General features: G+C 42.3%; 23 protein-coding genes, 1 tRNA gene and 1 pseudogene. 13 read left to right on the plus strand and 12 right to left on the minus strand.

Going from position 1 to position 23,479, the window contains the following annotated elements; all coding sequences use genetic code 11:
* Positions 1-24: 24 nt before the first annotated feature.
* The 6 genes from H6G83_RS00640 (at position 25) to H6G83_RS00665 (ending at position 5,114) form a co-directional block, all read left to right on the plus strand.
* Positions 25-1,263 carry a GTPase gene (locus H6G83_RS00640; RefSeq protein WP_190465580.1) on the plus strand — a complete coding sequence of 413 codons (1,239 nt, stop codon included), beginning with the start codon at positions 25-27 and terminating at the stop codon, positions 1,261-1,263.
* A gap of 174 nt (positions 1,264-1,437) precedes the next feature.
* Positions 1,438-2,154: a GTPase gene (locus H6G83_RS00645; RefSeq protein ID WP_190465581.1), complete on the plus strand. Its 717-nt coding sequence runs from the start codon at positions 1,438-1,440 to the stop codon at positions 2,152-2,154.
* 255 nt (positions 2,155-2,409) lie between these two features.
* The gene (locus tag H6G83_RS00650) at positions 2,410-3,294 is read left to right on the plus strand and encodes a Uma2 family endonuclease (protein ID WP_190465584.1); all 885 of its coding nucleotides are present in this window, start codon (positions 2,410-2,412) and stop codon (positions 3,292-3,294) included.
* Between the two features lie 211 nt (positions 3,295-3,505).
* The gene (locus tag H6G83_RS00655; protein WP_190465587.1) at positions 3,506-4,453 is read left to right on the plus strand and encodes a F0F1 ATP synthase subunit gamma; all 948 of its coding nucleotides are present in this window, start codon (positions 3,506-3,508) and stop codon (positions 4,451-4,453) included.
* 303 nt (positions 4,454-4,756) lie between these two features.
* Positions 4,757-4,993: a hypothetical protein gene (locus tag H6G83_RS00660; RefSeq protein WP_190465589.1), complete on the plus strand. Its 237-nt coding sequence runs from the start codon at positions 4,757-4,759 to the stop codon at positions 4,991-4,993.
* Entirely contained in the window at positions 4,986-5,114 is a 129-nt protein-coding gene (locus tag H6G83_RS00665; RefSeq protein ID WP_242044363.1) for a F0F1 ATP synthase subunit gamma, read from the plus strand. The genes H6G83_RS00660 and H6G83_RS00665 overlap by 8 nt, the downstream gene beginning before the upstream one ends.
* Positions 5,115-5,364: 250 nt before the next feature.
* Here H6G83_RS00665 and H6G83_RS00670 read toward each other — a convergent pair whose 3' ends face one another.
* Positions 5,365-5,634, minus strand: a complete 270-nt coding sequence (locus H6G83_RS00670) for a hypothetical protein (protein ID WP_190465591.1) — start codon at positions 5,632-5,634, stop codon at positions 5,365-5,367.
* 524 nt (positions 5,635-6,158) lie between these two features.
* On the opposite strand from H6G83_RS00670, the gene H6G83_RS00675 reads away from it, so the two are divergent.
* Complete coding sequence (locus tag H6G83_RS00675; protein WP_199328270.1) at positions 6,159-6,413, plus strand: ribbon-helix-helix domain-containing protein; 255 nt, start codon at positions 6,159-6,161, stop codon at positions 6,411-6,413.
* Entirely contained in the window at positions 6,413-7,528 is a 1,116-nt protein-coding gene (locus tag H6G83_RS00680; RefSeq protein WP_190465593.1) for a type II toxin-antitoxin system RelE/ParE family toxin, read from the plus strand. The genes H6G83_RS00675 and H6G83_RS00680 overlap by 1 nt, the downstream gene beginning before the upstream one ends.
* A 252-nt stretch (positions 7,529-7,780) precedes the next feature.
* Here H6G83_RS00680 and H6G83_RS00685 read toward each other — a convergent pair whose 3' ends face one another.
* Positions 7,781-8,065 (minus strand): hypothetical protein, encoded by a 285-nt coding sequence (locus H6G83_RS00685; RefSeq protein WP_190465595.1) that lies wholly within the window; start codon positions 8,063-8,065, stop codon positions 7,781-7,783.
* A gap of 696 nt (positions 8,066-8,761) precedes the next feature.
* Entirely contained in the window at positions 8,762-9,019 is a 258-nt protein-coding gene (locus tag H6G83_RS00690; protein WP_190465597.1) for a hypothetical protein, read from the minus strand.
* Positions 9,020-9,033: 14 nt separating this feature from the next.
* Between H6G83_RS00690 and H6G83_RS00695 the strand changes: the two genes are divergently transcribed.
* Positions 9,034-9,252, plus strand: a complete 219-nt coding sequence (locus tag H6G83_RS00695) for a hypothetical protein (protein ID WP_190465599.1) — start codon at positions 9,034-9,036, stop codon at positions 9,250-9,252.
* Between the two features lie 21 nt (positions 9,253-9,273).
* Here the strand turns inward: H6G83_RS00695 and H6G83_RS00700 are convergent, their stop codons facing one another.
* Together H6G83_RS00700 and murA are read right to left on the minus strand one after the other, a co-directional pair.
* Positions 9,274-10,149, minus strand: a complete 876-nt coding sequence (locus H6G83_RS00700) for a M48 family metallopeptidase (protein WP_190465601.1) — start codon at positions 10,147-10,149, stop codon at positions 9,274-9,276.
* A 220-nt stretch (positions 10,150-10,369) separates the two neighbouring features.
* Positions 10,370-11,743 (minus strand): UDP-N-acetylglucosamine 1-carboxyvinyltransferase, encoded by a 1,374-nt coding sequence (murA, locus tag H6G83_RS00705; protein ID WP_190465870.1) that lies wholly within the window; start codon positions 11,741-11,743, stop codon positions 10,370-10,372.
* Between the two features lie 883 nt (positions 11,744-12,626).
* On the opposite strand from murA, the gene H6G83_RS00710 reads away from it, so the two are divergent.
* Positions 12,627-12,708: transfer RNA gene (locus H6G83_RS00710), tRNA-Leu, on the plus strand.
* Between the two features lie 66 nt (positions 12,709-12,774).
* Positions 12,775-13,575, plus strand: coding sequence for a TrmH family RNA methyltransferase (locus H6G83_RS00715; RefSeq protein ID WP_190465602.1), 801 nt, complete (start codon positions 12,775-12,777; stop codon positions 13,573-13,575).
* Positions 13,576-13,595: 20 nt separating this feature from the next.
* Here the strand turns inward: H6G83_RS00715 and H6G83_RS00720 are convergent, their stop codons facing one another.
* From H6G83_RS00720 to H6G83_RS00730, 3 genes are all read right to left on the minus strand, one after another.
* Entirely contained in the window at positions 13,596-13,832 is a 237-nt protein-coding gene (locus H6G83_RS00720) for a hypothetical protein (RefSeq protein ID WP_190465604.1), read from the minus strand.
* A 342-nt stretch (positions 13,833-14,174) separates the two neighbouring features.
* Positions 14,175-15,887 (minus strand): diflavin flavoprotein, encoded by a 1,713-nt coding sequence (locus H6G83_RS00725; protein ID WP_190465606.1) that lies wholly within the window; start codon positions 15,885-15,887, stop codon positions 14,175-14,177.
* 169 nt (positions 15,888-16,056) lie between these two features.
* A complete protein-coding gene (locus tag H6G83_RS00730) occupies positions 16,057-17,796 on the minus strand; it encodes a diflavin flavoprotein (RefSeq protein WP_190465608.1) in 1,740 nt (579 codons plus the stop codon).
* Between the two features lie 904 nt (positions 17,797-18,700).
* Here H6G83_RS00730 and H6G83_RS00735 point away from each other — a divergent pair.
* Positions 18,701-19,369 carry a 2OG-Fe(II) oxygenase family protein gene (locus tag H6G83_RS00735; RefSeq protein WP_190465610.1) on the plus strand — a complete coding sequence of 223 codons (669 nt, stop codon included), beginning with the start codon at positions 18,701-18,703 and terminating at the stop codon, positions 19,367-19,369.
* 36 nt (positions 19,370-19,405) lie between these two features.
* Positions 19,406-19,654, plus strand: a pseudogene (locus H6G83_RS00740) (hypothetical protein); the annotation flags it as partial.
* 418 nt (positions 19,655-20,072) lie between these two features.
* Here H6G83_RS00740 and H6G83_RS00745 read toward each other — a convergent pair.
* From H6G83_RS00745 to H6G83_RS00760, 4 genes are read right to left on the minus strand one after another with little or no spacing between them, the layout of a single operon-like run.
* Positions 20,073-21,341: an MFS transporter gene (locus tag H6G83_RS00745; protein WP_190465612.1), complete on the minus strand. Its 1,269-nt coding sequence runs from the start codon at positions 21,339-21,341 to the stop codon at positions 20,073-20,075.
* The gene (locus tag H6G83_RS00750) at positions 21,301-21,783 is read right to left on the minus strand and encodes a MarR family winged helix-turn-helix transcriptional regulator (RefSeq protein ID WP_190465615.1); all 483 of its coding nucleotides are present in this window, start codon (positions 21,781-21,783) and stop codon (positions 21,301-21,303) included. Before H6G83_RS00750 ends, H6G83_RS00745 begins: the two co-directional genes overlap by 41 nt.
* A gap of 20 nt (positions 21,784-21,803) precedes the next feature.
* Complete coding sequence (locus H6G83_RS00755; RefSeq protein ID WP_190465618.1) at positions 21,804-22,655, minus strand: ABC transporter permease; 852 nt, start codon at positions 22,653-22,655, stop codon at positions 21,804-21,806.
* Entirely contained in the window at positions 22,612-23,460 is an 849-nt protein-coding gene (locus tag H6G83_RS00760; protein ID WP_390821106.1) for an ABC transporter ATP-binding protein, read from the minus strand. Before H6G83_RS00760 ends, H6G83_RS00755 begins: the two co-directional genes overlap by 44 nt.
* Positions 23,461-23,479: the final 19 nt, after the last annotated feature.

Consider the following 23,479-nt stretch of genomic DNA (forward strand, 5'->3'; position numbering starts at 1 on the left):
TTACTAAAAATATTAGTAAAAATCATGGATATTGACAATTTTTTGCCTGATTTTCGGAAATGGCAACAGCAAATTGCTGATAAATTACAAGGTCAGACTAAAGACCTTGAAGATTATAATGAGTTACCTAAATGTAATATTTTATTAATAGGCAAAACAGGTGTTGGTAAAAGTACATTAATTAACTCTATCTTGCGAACAACTCTAGCTCCATCTGGTGCAGGTAAACCTGTAACTGGTGAACTAACCAGATATGAGCAAAAAGAATGTCTCATCGTAGCTTTTGATTCAAGAGGATTAGAGTTAGCGGATGGGGAATTAAATAGAGATAATACTGAAAGCAATAAGAGAGATGTTGAGGCATTAATAGAAGGCAGGCACACAAAATTTCCAGGTGTAACAATTGATGTAATTTACTACTGTATTAACTCCAACTCTGAAAGATTTGAGGATATAGAAGAAAAATGGATTACTGATTTAAGAGAAAAACAAAATAAGATTCCGATTATTATTGTCTTAACAAGAACAATAAAGCAACCGGAATTACATGAGCTTTTCATAGCAATCAAGAATGGAACAGCTATAAAAGAAGAAAAACTTAAATCTCTAATACATTGCATTACAGAGGAAGAGGAAATAATTATAGACAAAAATAGAGTTCCACTTATCCCAGTTCTGGCTGTAGAAGAGAAAATTAGCGATAAATACACATCCCCAGAAAAGAACCTAGACCTTTTAGTTAGACAAACTGCTAGTCTTCTGGAAAAACAAGCAAAACAAGCGTTTATTAGCGAACAGGTTGCTAGTATCGACCTCAAAATACAAGAAGCACAGAAATTGACTGCTGTGTATACCTCTGTAACTAGTCTTATTGCATTAAATCCTGTGCTTCCTGTTAGTCCAACTATTCTTCCTCCGACACAACTGCTTATTTTAAAAAAAATAAGTTCAATCTTTGGATTGAAGCAAGAAGAACAGGAATTATTGTTATCACCAGAGTTCCAAGCATTTGCTGGAGCTATATTAACAACTGGTGCATCTACAATTCTAACTAGTTTAGTACCAGTGGTAGGTTCAATAAACGATGCTTTGGTTGCGGGAACATCAACATCATTGCTTTGTTTAGCTTGGATTGATACTCTAAAGCGTAATTCTTTAAGACTAATAGATGAAAAGATACTAACTGAGGAAGAAATCAGACAATTTATAGAGATTTTTACAGAAGAATATAAGAAGTACTGCGATAAGACCCAGTATCAATGAGATTGTACCAAATGAGTTCGGTAGAAACTTTATAAATAAAGTTTCTACCCTTAGAAATGAAGTTCATTTTCAGGAAAAATTTGCTTATATTTCATTAAAATTTATAAAAATAGCAAATTCAATTATGATTAGTGCTATAATTTGTTAAAAACCTTGATTAAGGTACTTCCATCAATGGCTGATAACAATACTAGTTATAGTAATGAGCAGCTGCGTGATACTTTTAATAAAGAATACGAATCCTTTGCCAAAGACATTGGTCAATGTAATATCTTATTACTCGGTAAAACTGGGGTAGGTAAAAGTACTCTCTTAAATGCTGTTTTTACAAAACAATTAGCAATAACTGGAATAGGCAAACCAATAACTCAAGATATTCAGGAGTATAGCCAACCAAATTGTCCTATTACAGTCTATGATTCTCCAGGACTAGAATTAACTGGGCGAGTAATTCAACGTCTAAAAGACGAAGTTACTAAACTAATTAACGAGCAACGCAAGCTACCTATTCAAAATCATATTCATTTTGTCTGGTTCTGTATTAATGAGCAGTTAAGAAGATTTGAGGATGCTGAGGAAAAATGGATTAAAGACATAGTTAAACAAGAAGTACCAGTTATTATTGTTCTTACCCAAACACTTGATCCTCAAAATAGTAAGTTACTGGAATTTATTAAAAAACGAGATTTACCAGTCAATGATGTTATTCCAGTTTTGGCAAAGCCAGTTCAAATTACTGCTGAGTACAAGATTCCAGCGCATGGACTAGCACATCTAGTTGAAGTTACTGCTACACTTTTACCAGAAGTTGCCAGAAAAGCCTTTATTAAAGAACAGAAAGTTACAAAAAATATCTGCGTGAAGAAAAAGAAAAGCAAAAATAAGAATTAGTAATCATCTTAAATCCTAAATCATCAGAAACTAAGATGAGCTTGGGGTTCCTTGCTGGTAGAATCTAAGGAGAGATACTACTGAGTGCTGAACTAGCGAAGTGGTGAATCAACAAAATTCATGGTGTAATTCATCATCGATCGCCTCTAAAATCCTCCATCATGAGAGGATAAGTCATGGCTAACTTCAAAGAAAGACGCGATCGCCAATCTACACCCTAAAATAAAATAGATAGTCCCGGCAAGAAAAACTGCCATGTACCAGATTGACCCACCGCGTCCGCCCAGCGAAGTCATGCCGACAATGTATGATTGCAAGAGTGAAGATCCGCAGGATCTAGACACACCTGAGCAAATTCATCCCCTGCCACCGTCGGAAACCATGCCGACAATGTATGATCTTCCTAGTGAAGACCCAGAGGAGCCGGGTTTGCCAGACGAATTTCACGACTTCCAACCCCAACTATTAAGAGAAACCTGTCAACCCCCAAATTATCCACAGGGGGAAATGTTCATTGGCACAGACTTAAACTTATACTACGATGCGCGGAATCGGCTGTGGCAAAAAAGACCAGACTGGTTTTTGGTCTTAGGTGTAACTCGCGCTCAACAACAACAACAAATGCGCCTCAGTTACGTTGTTTGGCAAGAGGGAATTGCCCCATTTTTAATTGTAGAATTACTTTCACCAGGCACAGAAGCAGAAGATTTGGGACAAACCTCCAGAAGTGCCAACAAGCCGCCGACCAAATGGCAAGTATATGAACAATATTTACGTATTCCTTATTACATCGTTTTTGACCGCTATGAAAATCAGTTGCGTGTGTTTCAATTAACAGCAACAAAATATCAAGCCGTGACACTACAAGACCAGAGGTTTTGGTTCGAGGAATTACAATTAGGTTTAGGGGTGTGGCAAGGTGAATATCAACAAACAGCAGGTTTATGGCTGCGTTGGTATGATGCAGCAGGTAACTGGATTCCTACACCAGAAGAACGAGCAGAACAAGAACGTCAACGGGCAGAACAAGAACGTCAACGGGCGGAACAAGAACGTCAACGGGCGGAACAAGAACGTCAACGGGCGGAAATATTGGCGCAAAGATTGCGATCGCTCGGTATAGACCCAGATAATTTATAAGTAATAACGATGATTTAGTTTTACTGTCAATCGATTTGAGAGAATTGCCTGTGAAATCCTAAATCATCAGAAACTAAGATAAGCTTGGGTGGCGTTGCTGGTAGAATCTAAGGAGAGATACTACTGAGTGCTGAACTAGCGAAGTGGTGAATCAACAAAAGTCATGATGTAATTCATCATCGGTCGCCTCCCAAATTCTTGAACACAAATCATGCCTAATCTCAAAGCAATACGCGATCGCATTCAGTCGGTCAAAAACACCAAAAAAATTACAGAAGCCATGCGGCTGGTAGCGGCGGCGCGTGTACGTCGCGCCCAAGAACAGGTAATTGCTACCCGTCCCTTTGCTGACCGTTTGGCACAAGTATTGTATGGCTTGCAAACTCGTCTGCGGTTTGAAGATGTAGATTTACCACTACTGAAAAAACGTGATGTGAAATCAGTAGGGTTGTTGGTAATTTCAGGCGATCGTGGTTTGTGCGGCGGTTACAATACCAACGTCATCCGTCGTGCTGAAAACCGCGCCAAAGAACTCAAAGCCGAAGGTGTAGATTATACTTTTGTCATTGTTGGGCGGAAAGCTGAACAATACTTTAGACGGCGTGAGCAACCAATTTCCGCTTTTTATACTGGCTTAGAGCAAATCCCCACTGCCGATGAAGCTAATAAAATTGCTGACGAGTTGCTGTCCTTGTTCCTTTCAGAAAAAGTAGACCGCATCGAGTTAGTTTACACCCGCTTCGTCTCCTTGGTAAGTTCTCGTCCTGTAATTCAAACTCTGCTACCTCTTGACCCCCAAGGTTTAGAAGCAGCCGATGACGAAATCTTCCGTCTGACAACTCGTGGTGGTCAATTTGAAGTTGAACGGCAAACCGTGACCAGCCAAGTCCGTCCTTTGCCCCGCGACATGATTTTCGAGCAAGACCCCGTACAAATTCTCGATTCCTTGTTGCCCTTGTACTTGAGCAACCAGTTACTACGGGCGTTGCAAGAGTCAGCCGCTAGTGAACTAGCTGCGCGGATGACAGCAATGAGTAACGCCAGCGATAACGCCGGTGAGTTAATCAAGACTCTATCGCTGTCCTACAACAAAGCCCGTCAAGCCGCCATTACCCAAGAACTGCTTGAGGTCGTCGGCGGTGCGGAAGCTTTGACTTAGAACTCAATTGTTAACTATAACAAATAGCTAATTGCTGGTTGATTTAAAGCCTAGCAATTAGCTATTTTGCTTTTGGGCATATGCGACAAACAAATGTGATACCAGACTTTTCACAGTATCTGGAAAACCCCTCTCCAAACCTCTCCCCTAAAAGGAGAGAGGCTTTAATTGCTCCCCCTTCCCTACAAGGGAAGGGGGCTGGGGGGTTAGGTCTGGCGTTAACTTTTCCACATAACGTGAAAAGTTAAATAGATTTTTGATTACAGCCTACCAAACCGATGCTATTAAGGAGGGCGAAATAGTGTGGCGCAAATAAAGGTGTTTTACGAACCTGAAATGGAGCTATTAAGTGTATTTTGGCAATTTCCCAGAAAAAACCAAATTGCCACTGAGCTTGGAGACGGGGTGATTTTGATTAAAGATGGGGTAAGTGGCGAGCCAATTGGTATAGAAATTTTATCCTACCGTCCAGGGGATGATCGCTTTGATGCTGTCAGTGTTGAGCTAGGGCAAATCAGTTCTATGCAACCAGTTGGCTAACAATTCTTATGTATCAGACGGACAGATGTGTAAATCCTTCCTTGTTTTACAACAAGCCCGCCAAGCCGCTATTATTCAAGAACTGCTTGAGGTTGTCGGCGGTGCGGAAGCGTTGAGTTAGAACTCTATTGTTAACTATAATAAATAGCTAATTGCTGATTGATTTAAAGCCTAGCAATTAGCTATTTTTAGCTTTGAGGATGTTTTAACTTTTATATTGCTCTATCCTGATATCTCTGTTAAAGAGGGAGCAAGCCCAAAAGATTAAGTGAGATGGCGTTCCACCCACGGTAGATAATCGTACCTGTCAGGAATAACGGGTTGGGTGCAATTACATCTGCATCAAGGATAGACAAAAGGCTACAAAAGTTTTAATCTTCCCAAAGCCCTAAAGCTTTTTGCACTTGTATACTAACTTCTCTATCATCCCTGTTATCATCCCATTTCTCCTGAGACTGTTTCTGATACTGATCATAAATTTTTTGTATTTCGGCTGTTGTTCTATCAGACCGTAGAACAGCAGCATACATATACTCTTCATAACCTACAGAGGGATTAAGGTGAGAATTACATCCTGCATTTTTCAAAAGTTCAATTGCTTCTGCTTTTTCTGTTTCACTTAACTTAGAATGATTAGCCATTTTACTTAGTAGAAAAGACACTGCAAAAAAGATATCAGGTTTGTACTGGACTCTCTACTTTTTAGAAAAAATCATTTTTCTAAAAAAACTCTATATTTAAGTTGCGGTTGTAGAAAATTACAACCACAACTTAAAAGTTATTCTTGGCTGTCCTCCCTATGTTCTGATAATTAAACGTAGTCAGCCTTAACTTTCAAGAAACACATTTGAAAACGCTTACCCACAAAGGCTTTGAGAGAATTACGCCAAATGTGTTTCTTTCATATTTTGCTAGTGGCGATCACCGCTAGTTGGAGGCTTATATCTTGCACTATTGCCTTATTGCGAAAGCCTGAGCTTGAAACCTTTATGATTTCGTAGGGTGGGGATTGCTCACCACCTGCTTATTTAGAAGGTGCAAGATGTCAGTTAATAAGCGTACTGATAGCCACTATACCTCCACTAACGCTTACCACTAGGGTTATATAGGCAGGGTCTTTTGCAGCCAACCCAATAGATACTATCAGGGAGACGGTCAATACAGACTGAAAGCTGAGTACGAGCAATTTATACAAACCCGAATTGCTACAGGTAGATATGAAAATGCTGAAGATGTAATCGTCAAAGCATTGAAACTGCTGGAGGAATGGGAGCAAGGTTATCAGGAATGGGAAGAAGAAACTCAGAAAAAACTAGCTACTGGGTTGGCTTCCATCGAACGCGGAGAGGTACTAGATGGTGAAGTGGTGATGGCAAGATTAGAGGAGAAATTACGCCTAGCCCGTGAGACTCAAGGATAATGGAATATTATATTGCCAAAGAAGCAAGCCAAGATTTAGATGAGATTTTGGATTATTTTTTAGTAAGCAATGTCAAGGCTGGCGAAAGATTTATTCATGAATTTAATAAAAAATGCCAAAACATAGCTCAATTCCCCAATCTAGGACGAAGTTACGCCAAGTTTGACCCCAGGCTGAGAGGAATACCACTAAATGGCTACATTATTTTTTATCGAGTTTTTGAAGATAATGTTGTGATTGTGCGGGTAGTAAGCGGTTATCGGGATTTAGGAATTGGTTTCCATGACTTTGCCGGTTCTACAGTTGTTCATACCATTGGGGGATTCATTGCCTTTGCCGGTGCGATTATTCTGGGGCCGCGTTTAGGTCGGAGGTTTAAGCGTGACGGTGGTGCGCCAATGTTGCCCCATGATTTGGTAATTGCTGCTTCCGGTGGTCTGATTCTGTGGTTTGGTTGGTACGGTTTCAACCCTGGTTCAACACTCTCAGCGATGGACTTTCAGGGAACTGGACGGGTTGCTGCTAATACAACCTTGGCTGCTTGTGCAGGCGGTCTGTCCGCACTGTTTTTCGCTTATCCAAAAACCAAAAAGTGGGATTTGAGTTTCACAGTTAATGGGTTCTTGGCGGGTTTAGTGGCGATTACTTGCCCCTGCTATTGGGTAAATCCGACAGGTTCGATCATGATTGGGGCGGTAGCTGGGGTAGTTGTAGTTCTGGGCATAGACCTCTTAGAATGGCTGAGGATTGACGACCCCATCGGTGCAGTTCCTGTACATGGTTTTTGCGGTATCTGGGGAACTTGGTCGCTAGGCTTGTTTGCCACTGGTGAATTTGGTACTACAGGCCCTATTTCACCTGATGTTTCTGCACCATTAAGAGGTTTATTTTATGGTGGAGGAATACAGGTGTTAAGCGCACAAATTATCGGCAACCTGATTATTACATTGTCTACATTTGTTGTGGCACTGGGATTAATGTATTTGGTGAATCTGACCACAACCCTACGTGTGTCGAAGGAAGGCGAACTGGAAGGTTTGGATTTACACGAGCATGGTATACCAGCTTACCCCGAATATGTCATTAGTCCATCAGCTAACTCTAACGTTGAATAAATGGGGAGTTTGCAGTAAACACAATCTAAACCTTCAATACTTAATAGTTAACAGATGAGCGTGGTCGGATTATAAGACTGCAAAGATTAAGCGATCGCATCTATTGCCAACAACGCATAGCTGCGATCGCACTTTTTTAGATAGATTCATAGATGATCACAAGTAGTATCACCAGAGCAATGCCTTAGCAAGGGCGTGAAAAAGTTAACCCAGAGAATACATATATTAACAATCAGCTATCCTGAAAACTGACTAATCGACAGGAGCAGCTGATTTCATGGGACGACCATTGTTTGGATAAGCATAATTATAGTTATATGACAACTCCTGATGCCAGAAGTCATCAAAGTATGCGCCAATCAATGAACCACCCAATGAACCAACTACTGAGCCAATAAGGGAGCCACCCAGAGAAAGTAGAAAAGTAGCTCCTGCTGAACCGCTTAACACACCAACTACTGAGCCAACAATTGAACCAACAATTGCTCCACTTAAAGAGCCTACATAGGAACCAATTACAGAACCAATCTCATACATCGGTTTACTACCTCATTTTTCAGGATTATTTCAGGTCACATAGTTACTAAAAATATCGTCAAATATTTCTAGCTTGGTAAGGTTTGCATCTTACAGAGGCTCACTACAAGCCACAATATTCGGTTTCTATCACAAATAGAGTTCTGTACTACTTTTACGTTTGTCAGGGTGCTTTTCAGTTCTCATTTGATTAGCTAGTCTTGAGAATGTTTTTATTTGTCTGATTTCTAGGATTTTCTGTCACACAGAAGCTATGTTCAGGTTAATTCTGACTCTCCGCAGTCTCAGGTCGGGACTTGCACCACTTCTCAAGTATCTACGCTTGTTGAACTCAGTCTCATTGTATCAAGTTTTAACGCTCACAAAAAACAAAACATGGAAATCAACCAATATATTTAAAGACATTTTCAGCATTTAAACTTAATACTTTTATACTGACAGCAAGCTGTAAAGTTAATATTTCTCAACAATCCTTCAAAATCTGATATTTATTGTTACTTAGAAGATAAAGAACAGCTTGCTTAATTTAGAGTCAATAACAACCTGAATCAATAAAATGTTTACAGTGACTTGCTTGGGCTACTTTTTACTGGTTACTTTAATATCAATTATCATAATATTTATTACTCAAGATACTTGACATTCCTGTTAATCATCTTAGGGGAATATTCTCACTTAAGCCCCTGAAAAAAGAATTTACTGCAAAATCCATCGATAAATGCCAAAGCAATCTACAAATATAAATAGAGAACCGGCATAGACTATCATCACTGTATTTCTGTTGCGGATACTAGAGATGAGCATTTGACTAGAACTCATCGCCAAAAAGATAAATCCATAACTACTAATTTGTGTGTTGGAAGCTAAAATAACTCCTCCAGCGATCGCACAAACACTACTACTCCATTGCAGGATATTTGATATTTTGTCAGTAGATGTAGTTAAATTCTTCACTTTCAGTTAGCTAAGTGTCTTGGTTAGAATCTCATGGTGCGTTCAGCTACGCTCTTGCGGTTACGCGATCGCTTACAACTACCCATATCAAACCTCAAGCAGTTCACAAAAAAATCCAGCCAAGGGAACAGGTAAGTAAAACTTATACCCAATCCCCAAAACCTAGAAAGGGAAAAGGAACAAGGGTAACGGGGAAAGGATTCAAGTTATTACCTTTACCCTTTCCCCTTTAACCTTTACCCCTCTTCCCTCCATTACCAATTGCGCCAACCGCCTTTAGCAGTAGCCTCACTGATGTGCTTCTGCCCAGGATTTTGTAACAATAATTGGTATTCTTGGCTACTTGCCCAAAGGTCTATTTCCTTGGCGCGTAGGACTGGGACAGGGTGGGTTAATTGGGCTGTGCGGGCAGCTTTGACCATTTCCCCTATTTCAGTTTTACTAATATCATCGTAGGCGCGAGCCTGGGCAATAAAAGCATCGAGATTGAGTTGTGGTGCTAGGGTAGGTGAACCGCCAGCCAACTTCATCAAAACTGACATGACAACTCTGGGGTTTTGGGTAGCTAACAAAGCGGCGCGATCGCAGGTAAACTCAGCACAGCGTACCCATTCTAAAAGTTGTGCCTGGATAGCTTGGGCAACAACAGCACCAATATTTGGCACGGCTGATGCTGCTAATACAAGCAAATTTACAGGTGTCAAATAAACACTATGGTCACACTTAAGATGTCCCAACTCGTGTGCAATTACTGCTTGAACTTCCTCCGGTGTGAGCAGATCAATTAGGGAAGTATGCAGCACCACAAAAGGCTGCTTACCCCGCATAGCAAAAGTGTAAGCATTAGGAGCGGGATGTTGTCTTACGTATAACTGGGGAGGCTCTATGTCTAAAGTTGTGCAAGCTTCCAACAACAACTTGTGTAAATCAGGCAGTTGTTTTTCCCCAACCAAAACACTAGAAGCAATATTTTCTACATAAAAAACCTGCTCGGCCATTGGCCCTAGTAAATTTCGTACCAACATATCCAAGCCTGGTATCTGCTTCAGAGATGTAGTAGCTTCCAGGTCTAATGGATGACGAAACGAGTCAGCTTTTAAACCGATGAGCGGAGATTTGAACAAGGACATGATTTAGCCAGCTGGAAAAACAAATATCAACAGCCTCCCACAGTTAGTATAGCGATTGGGGATTGGGGGAAGCAGAAGAGCAGGGGAGCAGGGGAGCAGGGGAGCAGAGGAGCAGAGGAGCAGAGGAGAATGAGAACTGATAACTGACAACTGACAACTGACAACTGTCAACTGTCAACTGTCAACTGTCAACTGTCAACTGTCAACTGTCAACTGCCTTCTATATCGACGCTGATGCAGTATTGTTAGTTGCGGCTACTTCGGTATCTGCTGAAACTTCGCCTACGCGGGAAATTTTGGCTCCCAATTGCTGTAGTTTTACATCAAGTTGATCGTAGCCCCGATCAAGATGATGTAAGCCTTTGATGGTAGTTTTTCCTGTAGCTGCTAGTCCAGCAATGACTAAGGCTGCTGAAGCGCGTAAGTCTGTACCGATGACTGGCGCACCGGATAACACCGGGACTCCACGCACGAAGGCGGTGTTGCCTTTGACGCGAATATCTGCCCCTAAGCGGTTTAACTCAGAGGCGTGACGCAAGCGATTTTCAAACACTGATTCGTTGATAATACTGTCACCTTCTGCCAAAGTCAGCAAAGCCATGAATGGCGCTTGCATATCCGTAGGAAACCCTGGATGGGGCAAAGTATCAATGTCTGTGGCTCTGAGGGTTTCTGCTGGCAGTATACGTAAGCAATCTGGCGCTTCCTCAATAATTGGCACACCAATATCACGTAGTTTGGCCAGTACAGGAATTAGATGCTCTGGTACTACTGGTGATAGCAACAGTTCTGAGCGGGTGACGGCTCCTGCTACCAAGAACGTTCCCGCCTCAATGCGGTCAGGAATAATACTGTAGTCAACCGAGTGTAATTTGGGAACACCGACAATGGTGATGGTACTAGTACCAGCACCTTGAATGTTGGCTCCCATTGCCTTACAGAAGTTAGCTAAATCAACTACTTCCGGCTCCCTGGCTGCATTTTCGATGATGGTTTCCCCATCTGCGAGGGTAGCAGCCATCATGAGAGTTTCTGTCGCCCCTACACTAGGGGTATCTAGGTATATCTTGGCTCCTTTTAATCTGCCACTGCTACCAGGAACATAGGCATTACAAATACCATGTTCAATTTGCACTTCGGCTCCCATTGCTTGCAGTCCTCGGACGTGCAAGTCAACAGGTCTGGCTCCAATTGCACAACCCCCTGGTAATGGCATCTGTGCCACGCCTAAACGGGCTAAAATGGCTCCTATGGCGAAAAAGCTTGCCCGTAATTGGGTTACTAATTCGTAAGGAGCTTTTGATGTCTTAAATTCACTGGCGTTGATATCTAAAATGTCGCCTTGTCTTTGCAGGCGTACACCTAATGCGGAAATTACTTCAGCCATGCGCTCTACGTCCGCCAATAAGGGAACGTTGCGAATGCGACAATCTCCCGAACATAGCAAGGCTCCAGCCATGATGACCAGTGCTGAATTTTTTGCCCCGCTAATTTTTACATGACCCCGCAAAGAATGCCCACCCCAAATTTGCAAGACTGAGGAGTCTGCTTCTGATACCAGTTTGACATCTGGTAAGCTGCTAGAAGGATTGATAAGCCTACCTCCAAAATAAACACGTAATTTTTTAGGTTTGAAGTTGGTTTTGATTCTACAGTAAAGATTTCATTTGTCTACATTTTTGTAGTTATATCTTGTACTGCTGGATCATTTTTATGACGCTGCGCTTGTCAGTTGTCAGTCTTTATTTGTCAGTGGTTGAAAGGAACTGGTTTAATACCTCATCTCCTCGTGGGTGGTTTTTAGGTGTCGAGTGCTACTGACCACTAACCAATGACTACTGACAAAACTCCATCCTTTTATGGGTGGAGTTTTTATGGTTGGTAATGATGGCTGAAAACTAATGATAGTCAGGTTTATAGAGTTTAACTAATATTAGCAATGACTTAACGCCAAGTATTATTTTGATGTAAGAATAAATACTCAAGAGAAATCATGTTATTTTCCCTCACTTCTTCCGGTTCAGTCATCAGCAATTTATCCACTCATGAATAATGCCCAATTTTCGATCGCTAATTCATCATCACTCAATAAATTGAGAGTGGGGAGTGGGGAGTGGGGGAGATGGGGGAGATGAGGGAGTGGGGGGAGATGAGGGAGGGGGGGGAGATGGCTCACAAGTGTAGGTTTTTAATATAGCAGTGAGTAAGGACTATAAAACTAACGAGAAAATCATTGTTTCATCCACCCCTACACCCCTACACCCTCACACCCTCACACCCCAAACCAAGGTTTTTGGAACACCAATAAAAAACCTACACCTGTCAGGGGGGAGATGGGGGAGCAGGGGAGCAGGGGAGCAGGGGAAAAGGCAAGAATAACAAGTGTCACCTATCAACTGTCACCTGTCACCTGTCACCTAGTTGACAAAATTGAACAGTTAAGCAATAATTAGAAATTGTCGATATGCAAACCGCAAGCGGAACTGGCGGAATTGGCAGACGCGCTAGATTCAGGTTCTAGTGCCGCAAGGCTTCCGGGTTCAAGTCCCGGGTTCCGCATATATCAGTGCTGAGTCGTGAGTTCTTAGTGCTGAGTTTTTCAAAATTTAGAACTCAGCAAGAGAAATGTTAACGAGTTTACAAAATAATTTAGTTAAGCAGATTCGCAAGTTGCACTCTACCAAAGAACGGCATAAGCAGGGGTTGTTTTTGTTGGAAGGGACGCACCTGTTAGAAGAAGCTTGTGCGGTGAATTATCCCCTAGAGGTGGTGTGTTGTACTCCAGAGTGGCAGGCAAATCATCCAACATTGTGGGAAGATGCTTGTAGTCGATGCGATCGCGCCGAGGTGGTCAGTGAAGAAGTATTACAGGCGATCGCTACTACTGTACAACCAGATGGGGTAGTGGCAACAGCAAAACGTGGCGAACAGCAAAGCCAAGTACCTTTTACTGGTGTAGTTCTAGCTTTAGAAACCATCCAAGACCCTGGTAATTTAGGCACAATCATACGCACGGCGGCGGCGGCTGGGGCGGCGGGTTTATGGCTGAGTCAAAATAGTGTAGATTTAGATAATCCCAAAGTTTTGCGTGCTTCGGCTGGACAGTGGTTTCGTTTAGCCACCGCCGTTAGTGAAGATTTAAAAGCGACAGTGGAGGCTTGTCAACAAGCGGGGATGCAAATTATAGCCACTTTACCCACCGCCAAGTTAACTTATTGGCAAGTAGACTGGCGTAAACCCAGTTTAATTTTATTGGGTAATGAGGGTGCTGGCTTGTCGGCAGATTTAGCAGCAATGGCAGACCAACAAGTAAAAATTCCCCTGAGTCCGGGTGTAGAATCTTTGAATGTGGCGATCGCAGCTGCTTTAATGTTGTATGAAGCCCAAAGACAATTGCTGGAAAAGGGGCTAGAGACTAGAGGCTAGCAAGGAATACGAACAAGCTATTATTTGGGTTTTCTTTTCTGTTCTAAGTAATTTTCAATATCTGCAACTGCATCTTCTAAGGCGGCTAAATCAATATCAGCTTCATCGTCAACAGCTTCACTCTCATCCTCAATAGGTGTATTTGGTGTTTGGTCATCTTCGGTTGCAGTTTCCTGTAAAATACCCTCTAACTGTTCGAGGGCGGCTTGAAACTTTTGTTCAGCCTCCAGGCGCTGTTGTTTTTCGCTTTGCTCCATAGTGTTAATAACAGTTCCTACAGTCTTAGATTTTGCCCTGATGAAAAATATTTATAGCTATGTACTGTATAAACTTTACACATTCATTGAGTAAACGGCTAGTGATACTAGTTCAAAATACTCTACGGGTTCGCGGTAGCGTCTCTGAAAGAGAAGCTAAAGCTAAAAAATTCAAAATTAACAAAGCCAGATTTGACAAGGGTTCCTGATTTTAGATTTGTTGGCGAGTTTGGGAAAATAGGGATCAGATTTTGTCGATAAAAAAACCTGCTTTAGCAGGCTTGGTTTGTCTAATTCTGGAGTTTGGTCTGTAGTAAGGACTTTAGTCCTGACTACGAACTTTTAATAATGAGTACCTGTTTTCCGATGATTAACAGCAGTTACATCATCCGGCTTGAGTAACTTACCATTATCAACGGTGGCGTACACTACCCAATGGTCGCCACATTCTAGCCGTTGTTCAACTGAACATTCGACATAGGCTAAAGCATCAGTGAGGACGGTACAACCGTTGTCTGCTTCTGTGGTGGTGAAGTTGGCGAAACGGTCTTCCCCTGGGGCGAAGTTTTTGCGGAAGTGTTTCATGTATTCCAGGTGATTGCCTTCGGGTAGAATATTTAAGGCAAACTTACCGCCTGGATACATGAGCGATTCTATCGCCCGTTCTTTAGCGATCGCCACAGTCAAACCTGGGGGGTTGAAGGTGGCTTGAGATACCCAAGAACCAAGCATTCCTGTGGAGACATCGCCTTGCTTGGCGGTAATGACACAAACTGAACCAACAATACGACCCACCGCTTGTTCCACAGGAGTAGCAGCTTGTTGGGGTACGCGGACTTTCTTAGCTTTCTTCAAGGTTTGGGCGAAGTCTGTACCAACTTCTTCGCAATATTTGAGGGTAACATCGTCGGGTTTAAACTTCACCTTCAGGGTTTCTATCCCAAAGCGATATCCTGCGTCCCGGAGTTTACCTTCAATCATTTCCACAGCTTCACCACTCCAGCCGTAGGAACCAAACACCCCGGCTAGTTTGTTGTTATCACCCACTTTCAGGACGATACCTAATGCGGTGTGGATGGGGGTTGGCGCGTGACCGCCGATGGTGGGGGAACCGATGAGGAAACCATCAGCTTGTGCTATGGTAGTTTGGATTTCTTCTGGGGTAGCAAACTCACAGTTAATAGATTGAACTGCGACACCGCCTTTGGTGAGTCCGAGAGCGATCGCCTGCGCTAATGTTGCCGTATTACCGTAAGCTGAAGCATAGAGTAGAGCGACAGAAATCTCTCTATCTTTTTGGGCGCGGCTCCAATCTGCATAAGCTTGAGTTAGCGCCATTAAACTACTACGCACCAAAGGCCCGTGACCTACAGCATACATCCGCACCTGTAAGTCAGAGATTTTTTCTAATGCGGCTTCCACATGGATAGCATGGGGAGCCATGAGACAGTTGTAATAGTAGCGCTGGTCTTCCTTGAAGGATTCCCAGTTATCATCAAAGACATCATCACCGCAGATATGTGCGCCAAATATCTTATCTGTGTAGAGGATTTGGGTTTGCACATCGTAGGTACAAAGTCCCGCAGGCCAGCGAGGGCTGGGAATTGGGAGGAACTTCAACACATGACCCTTACCTAAATCTAAGGTTTCTTTCCCCCGCATCGCCAAAATATTCAAGTTGGTATCTGGGAAAGCCGCACGTAAATCAGCCGCACCCGGAAGGGAACAGACAAAGGTAATTTGCGGAGCTAATTCCAGCAAAGCTTTAAATGTGGGTACGCGGTTAGGGCTAAAATGTCCCAGGATAACGTAATCCAATTTTTTCAAATTGATTGTCTGCTGCAAGGCTTCCAGGTATATCGCCATGAAGCTTTCTACAGGCGGGTCAATAATTGCCGTTTTATCACCTTCAATTACATAACCATTAGAGGTAGTCCCTCTTTCTAAAGCATATTCAATTTCAAACCGCAAACGTGACCAACTACGCGCTCTGAGAACTTTAGTATTTGTAGCAATAGGAAGAATCTGTACGTCACGGGGCTTGGAATCTGGCATAGATTTTGGTTTAATTTTGTCAAAAAATTGGAAAAACCGGGTAGATTTTGCCCAGTTTTTAATTGATTGGATCAAGTCCATAGGTATTGGGGATTGGGTATGTCAGTGAACAGTTATCAGTGAACAGTGAACAGAACCTGATAACTGATAACTGATAACTGATAACTGATTAGTAGTAATTCCCTACCTTCCGGTGACGCACTGCGGTCAGTCCGTCGGGTTTGGAAACACGACCGTCTTCGACGGTGCAGTATAAAATGTAGTGGTCGCTGCATTCCATGCTGCTTTGAATTTCGCATTCCATGTATGCTAGAGCGTCTGTCAGGATGGGTGAGCCGTTTTTGGCGGTTTGGGTTCGCACTCCTGCAAAGCGGTCTGCACCGGGGTGTAGGCGCTTGAGGAACTGTTTTTTCAGTTCTTGGTAATTGCCTTCTTCTAGGACATTGAGGACGAAGCGATCGCCCACTTGCATTAAAGTATCAATAGCCCGGTCTTTGGCTACAGCAATGGTAAAGCCTAATGGTTGCAAACTGGCTTGTGCTACCCAGGAAGCTAACATGGCGCTGCTGACATCACCTTTTTTGGTTGTGACAATATACAAGCCGTTGCTAATGCGTCCCAATGCCTTTTCCATGTTGACATCAAGGGACTTGATTTGTTTAATGTTGCGTTCCCTTGTCAGCATTTGTCCCAAGTCTGTACCCGCTTCTGTACACAATTGGTAGGTGGGTGCGCTTGGCGCTTCTTTAATGCGAATGGCGGGGAAGGCTTCTTTCACCCCCAAGTCGATAAATTTGCGGCGGATGGTGTCGATGGGTTCGTCGTCTCCCCCGAAGCACTCAAACAAGCCGACTACTTGCTTGTCTTTGACTACTGATAGCAGGGAACTAATCCCAGCTTGAGCTGCTACGGAGGTTGTGGGAGGCATACCAATAATTAAACCAGATGCTCTACCTGCTAATTCTTGAATTTCTTGAATTTCGGCGGTGCTGAGGTCGATCATTTCTACCGCAACACCAGTTTTTTGGATACCTTCGCCGATCGCTTGCACAAGTAAGTTGCTATAGCCATAGTCGCCGACGTAAAATAAGCCGACGGTGGTTTCTGCTTTGGCTTGTCTCTGGCTCCAGCTTTGGTAACACTCGGTCAACACATCCAAATGATGGTATAACAGAGGCCCGTGACCGTTGGCGATAATCTTAATTTTGCCTAGTTCGCCCATGCGCTTCATCGCGTTCAACAGCGATCGCGCATTCGGCCCCATGAGGCAATCGTAGTAAAATCTAAAGTCAGCTTCTATTGCTTCTAAGTCTTCATCAAAGGTGCGATTGTCGCAGAAGTGCATCCCAAAAGCATCGCAAGTATAGATGACTTCGGTTTGGCGATCGTAACTAAAGATGGTATCAGGCCAGTGCAGGTTAGGCGCACTGACAAATTCGATTTCATGACCTTTACCAATATCTATGCGATCGCCACTTTTAACAATTCTCTTAGAAAAAGGATCATGTACTAAACCTTCCAAAAATTGCAAGGCAATTTTTGAAGCCAAAACTGTTGCTCTTGGTGCTAATTGCAGCACATCCTCAACTAAACCGCTATGGTCTGGTTCTGTATGACTGACAATAATGTAATCAATAGCCTTCGGGTTGATCAGACTTTTGAGTGTTTCTAAATACAGTTGTCGAAACTTCTGGTGAGAAGTATCGATTAAAACTGTTTGTTCGCCTCTAATTAGATATGAATTATAAGTCGTACCGTTTTGCAGTCCGAATTCGATATCGAAGCGATCGCGATCCCAATCAAGACAACGAATCGCTGTAGTATTAGGGGCAATTTCTACAGTTTCTACAGTTAGCCGATGCTGGACATTTTCTGCGTTGGCGTTGCCGGTCGTAGACATCGCTACCATTATTCGTCTCCGAGCGCAATAAACAGTAATTATTTCTCTGCCCCCATTGTGCGACGAATTGCCATTTTAAGTTGTAATAAAAACGATATTTACCAAAAATCTAGTTGTAGCAATTATTGCTATTTTCGAGATGCTTTTTTAACTCAATAAATATCCGAAAAATCTAACTATATTTAGCGTATCACGTTTTAAATATTGATATTTATTGGCATAATTTAAAATTCCCAGGATATCATACATAACTTATTTGTCTTGCAGAATTACCGTTATAAAAAGCAAAATTTACTTCACATTTAAGTAGAACGGACTAAATAAATCAAGGTTTGTAGTAAGGACTTTAGTCCTTACTACGAACTCAATCATGATAACTTTACACTACTTAACATAGTTTGATTTATTTTCGACAGTTTACTTATAAGTATAAAGACATATATTATAAGTAACAGAAGACAGCAAAAAACTCATCCTAATTTATTCAGGACTTACGCACCAAGATTGTTTTAGGACTTACGCAACTGGCAGATTTTTTCTGTAGGGTGTGTGAGGAGCGATAATATTTGAACGTAGTCATGAGACTTGTAGCGTTACGCACCAACCACCAATTGTGACACTTGCGTAAGTCCTGGTTAAGTTGACTAAAAATTCATCAAAAATTAATAATAATTCAATATAATTAGCAGTTGCATAAGATAGAGGATTGAAAGATTATGCAGAAAGGTTTAATTAGTGCAAATATCAAATAATGATCAGTATCAATTCAACTGACTATTCCAAACGAGTAACTAATACTCTAATCACTAAACTAGGTAGATTCTCTTGGTTTCGTGGCATCCGTAGCAAAATCAAAAAAAGTACTAAATCATACGATGTAATATTTAACAATATTTTCAGTAAAAGTATTGATGTGCAATCTTGCATTGAACAAATCAATGATACTGCTTTGTATCAAGATTTTTATCTCCAGCAAGACCTAGTAGATGAGATATTGAATTTTGCCATTATTAACGAATCTATAGAACCAAATACTAACAAATTATTCTATGCTCTCTCGTGTAAAAACTTGCCGAAATCAAATTACATATATCGAGGATTAGTAACGAATACTCACAAATGCCAAGCAATAAACGAAGTTAAATTTAACTACAAAGTAATTGAGATTGCTACCAACTTTCTAGGATATGAACCAACTAATATTACCCAACATCTAACCTGGAGTCTTGTTGTACCTGAAAGCGAACAACTGATCCAACAAAACTATCCTGCTTCTAAATGGCACTATGATGTTGTGGGCGAAGAATCAATCACTTTTAATTTCTATCTCACTGATGTTAATAATGAGCGGGAAGGTTGTCATCAATTTATCCCTTGTAGTCATAAAAATAAACCTTGGCAACTCCTCTTCAAATCTAGTACGCTTGACGAAGCAACTTTAGAGAAATATTTTCCTCAACAACCAAAATTATCGGTATTTGGTTCTACTGGATATGGATTTATTGAAAATCCTTTATGTTGGCACCGGATTAAGCCACCAACAGCGAACTCACGATTAATTTTACAAATTCGTTACTCTTGAATCATACCTGTTTCAAAAAAAGTACGAAGATATTAATATAAATTACATGAGGGTAATCCTGTTTGGCTACCAGAGGTTGGTTTAGGAATTGGTATAGAACAGGGAACTTATCTAGGTATTCCCCGCGAGTGGATGTATTGGTATAACCAACAAGGACAACGCTTTTTAACACCAGAAGAAGGCAAAAAACTTGCTCAACAAGAAGCACAGCAAGCTAAACAGGAAGCTCAATTATTACGAGAACGGTTGCGATCGCTCGGCATAGATCCTGATTCTCTCACATGAAGTTCTGATACTCATTCACGAGTATAAAAAACTCTCGCGCGAGTATCAAAGACTCGTCCACGAGTAAAAAAGACTCGTCCACGAGTATTAAACACTCGTCCGCGAGTATAAAAAACTCTCGCGCGAGTATCAAACACTCGTCCGCGAGTATCAAACACTCTCGCGCGAGTATCAAAGACTCGTCCGCGAGTAAAAAAGACTCGTCCGCGAGTAAAAAAGACTCATTACAACAATTTTCATTTATTTATCAAAACAATCGGGTTTAAAACCTGTCTACGACACGCTGCGCGAACGCCTTTTAAGGCGAAAAGTTTTTGGAACGGGGTATAAATTCTCGTTACAAAAACGGCCTCCTGCCTCCTGCCTCCTGCCTCCTGCCTTCGTTAAGAAACACTTCCGCGTTCTTCTCTGCTGTCCCCTACTCGTACTCTTGCAGGGAACCTAACTTAGCAATTCCCGGCCAAATTGTAGCGGTAGCAATTACAACTAAGATTGTGCCGATACCACCACCGACAACAGAAACGACAGGGCCGAATAAAGCCGCCGCTAAACCAGATTCAAATCCCCCCAATTCATTAGAAGCACTAATAAATACACTATTAATTGCAGCCACTCGACCGCGTAATTGGTTAGGTGTTCTAATTTGTACTAAAGTATGACGTATAACAACGCTAATACTATCGAGTGCGCCACTCAAGGTGAGCATGACTAGGGATAGCCAAAACGAACGCGAAAGACCAAAGATAATTGTCACTACACCAAAGCCAACGACAGACCATAACAAAGCCGGGCCAGCTTTACGTAGAGGTGGGAGATAGGCTAAGGTGATTGCCATAATAAAAGCGCCGATGGAAGGCGCTGCTTGTAGGTAGCCTAATTCCACAGGCCCCACTTTCAAGATATCTTTGGCAAAGACTGGTAGCAGTGCAACCGCACCACCTAACAAAACGGCAAACATATCTAGGGTAATTGCTGCCAAAATTAACTGATTATCCCAGATGAATTTAGCACCGGCTGCTAGTGCTTGTAAGGATATGGGTTCTGTGACACGCTCAACTTTTTTCTCTTTGATGACTGCGATAAATATAAAACAGATCAAGGAAGCGATCGCAGCTAATACATACACCCCTGTCGCGTTTCCCAACACAGCAATACCCAAGCCACCCAAGGCGGGGCCAGCCACAGATGCTAATTGAAAGCTGCTACTATTCCAAGTTGCCGCGTTAGTAAAGGCACTCACGGGTATTAACTGCCACATAATCGCATCACTGGCAGGTTTGAGAAATGCCCTACCAATACCAATTAAGGCCAAGCAGCTATAAATTAAAAATAATGACCCTCTGGTATAGGAAAGTACAGCTAAAGCCAGGGAACAGAGAGTTAAGAGCATCACTGACAATAATATAGTCAGTTTGCGGGAGCGGCGATCGGCTACATCCCCAGCAATGAGGGTGAGGGCGATCATCGGGACGACTTGGGCTAACCCTACACCACCCAACACCAAAGCTGAGTTAGTGCGTTCATAAAGTTCCCAACCAATGGCTACAGTCTGCATTTGTGAACCTACAGACAGCAGTAAACGCCCTAAAGTGAATAGGCGATAATCTCGAAACCTTAAAGCGGCGAAGGGGTCATGTTGGGTAGCCTTAGCGCTTTGGTGGTTGTGATTCTTTTTGTTCAAAGACATTTTTTAGTAAAGCCAATCCTTTTTCAACGTGGGATATTTCCTCGGCTGTCAAACCTTCCAAAAGGTCAGCAATTTGCGTGCGTGTTTGGTCTAAGGATTGTTGCAGCACAGATTTTCCCTCTTCTGTGAGCGTTAACACGATGCGTCTGCGCTCTTGTGGATGGTGAATACGTTGTACTAAGTCCCTTTGCACTAGCCGTTCGACGGTGGCGGATGCGGTGGCTGAGGTGACACCTAAATGGTCGGCTAGGTCAGATAATGAAGCGCCGGGCTTACGATTGAGAAATGCTAGCGATCGCAATTGTGGTATCGATAAAAAAGCGGCTTTGTGCGCTCGCATCTCGGCTCGAATAAACCGCATCACTAACGGTACAGTTTCCATGACTTTAGCGGCACATTCTGCGGAAGTTGCACCATCTTGAGAGGGTTTATCGAGCTTCATGAGTATCGTGATTCTCCTAATTACATGGCTACCCGTGGATAAAGTTTGCCACAGATCAGCGTTAAAACTATTAATGTTACTAAGAGAATTGTACAATCCAGACCAAAGCCATACACACTCGAACCATGCAGTAACATTGTGCCGCGTAAAGCATCAACCTGATAGGTTAAGGGATTGATATGAGAGAGAAATTTTAACCAGTCAGGCATCATCGATACTGGGTAAATGGCATTACTAGCGAAAAATAACGGCATAGTTAACAATTGCCCAATTCCCGTCATCCGCTCTCTAGTTTTGGCTAGACAGCCGATAATTAAGGAAAAAGTACAAAAGCAAGCCGCCCCCATAAAAACAAGTAATAACACTCCCAAAATCGCTAAAGGGTGAAAATTCAGTTGCACACCTAATAAAAATGTCAGTACATAAATCACAAACACCTGTGATAAACACCTCACCCCACAAGCAATAGACTTGCCCAAAACCATTGCTATACGCGGTGTGGGACTAGCCAGGAATTTATGCACAATTCCTAAATCTCGTTCCCAAATTAGCGCCATTCCTCCAGTAAAAATGGCTACATATAGAACGCTTTGCGCCAGAATCCCCGCCGACATAAATTCTAAATAGGCTAAATTACCTGTAGGAATTTCCCGAATGCGGGCGAAAACCTGTCCAAAAATCAACAACCATAATGAGGGTTGTACTGACCTAACTATTAAATCTGTGGGGTCGTGGCGTAGTTTACGCACTTCTAACTCAGCAATTATTAAAGATTTAGTAATTAACTCTTTAATTGCAGAGGTTAAATTGCGGCGGCGTTGTGGTTGCTCAACCCAACCTCTGAGCAGCGCGTCTGGTTCTGGCTGTGTCACGGTAGTTCACTCCTGATGTTAATTGATTACCTGTGTAGTGAATAAACACATCATCTAAGGTGGCGTTGGGCTTACCCAGGGAAGCTTTTAAGTCACTTGGCGTTCCGGTAGTAACAACAGTACCCTGCTGCATAATCGTTACCCGGTGACATAGACTATCGGCTTCTTCTAAAAAGTGAGTTGTTAAAAAGATAGTTGTGTCATGTTCCACACAGATTTGTTTGACAAGATTCCAGACTTGTGTACGTGCAATGGGATCTAGCCCTACAGTTGGCTCATCGAGAAATAAAATTTTGGGTTGATGTAAAATCGACTGGGCAATTTCTAGCTTGCGAATCATCCCGCCAGAGTATGTTCGTACTAAACGATGGGCGGCATCGTATAAACCCATGAACTCTAGAATCTCACGAATGCGGCGATCGCGTCCTCTGTAGGGAATCTCATATAGTTTGGCAAAAATTAACAAGTTTTCGTACCCTGTCAAGCTACCATCAGCCGAGAGAGCTTGAGGTACATAACCAAGCACCCTTCTCACTGCTGTTGCTTGACGAGTGACATCATATCCCGCCAAAATTGCTTTCCCCGCACTCACAGGGAGTAAGGTTGTCAGCATTTTAATTACGGTACTTTTACCCGCACCATTAGGCCCAAGCAGACCAAATACTTCACCCTGTTTGACAGAAATACTTAAATCATTTACCGCCGTTACCTTACCAAAACGGCGGGTAAGTCCCTGTGTTTCTAAAATCACGGGCTTAGGGTCGCTAGCAGGCGGTTCTGAATGCTCTGTTGTCCTTGTAAGTATAGCCACAAGTTAGACGCAA

The organism is Anabaena azotica FACHB-119 (genome assembly GCF_014697625.1).
GTDB classification, from domain to species: Bacteria; Cyanobacteriota; Cyanobacteriia; order Cyanobacteriales; family Nostocaceae; genus Trichormus; species Trichormus azoticus_A.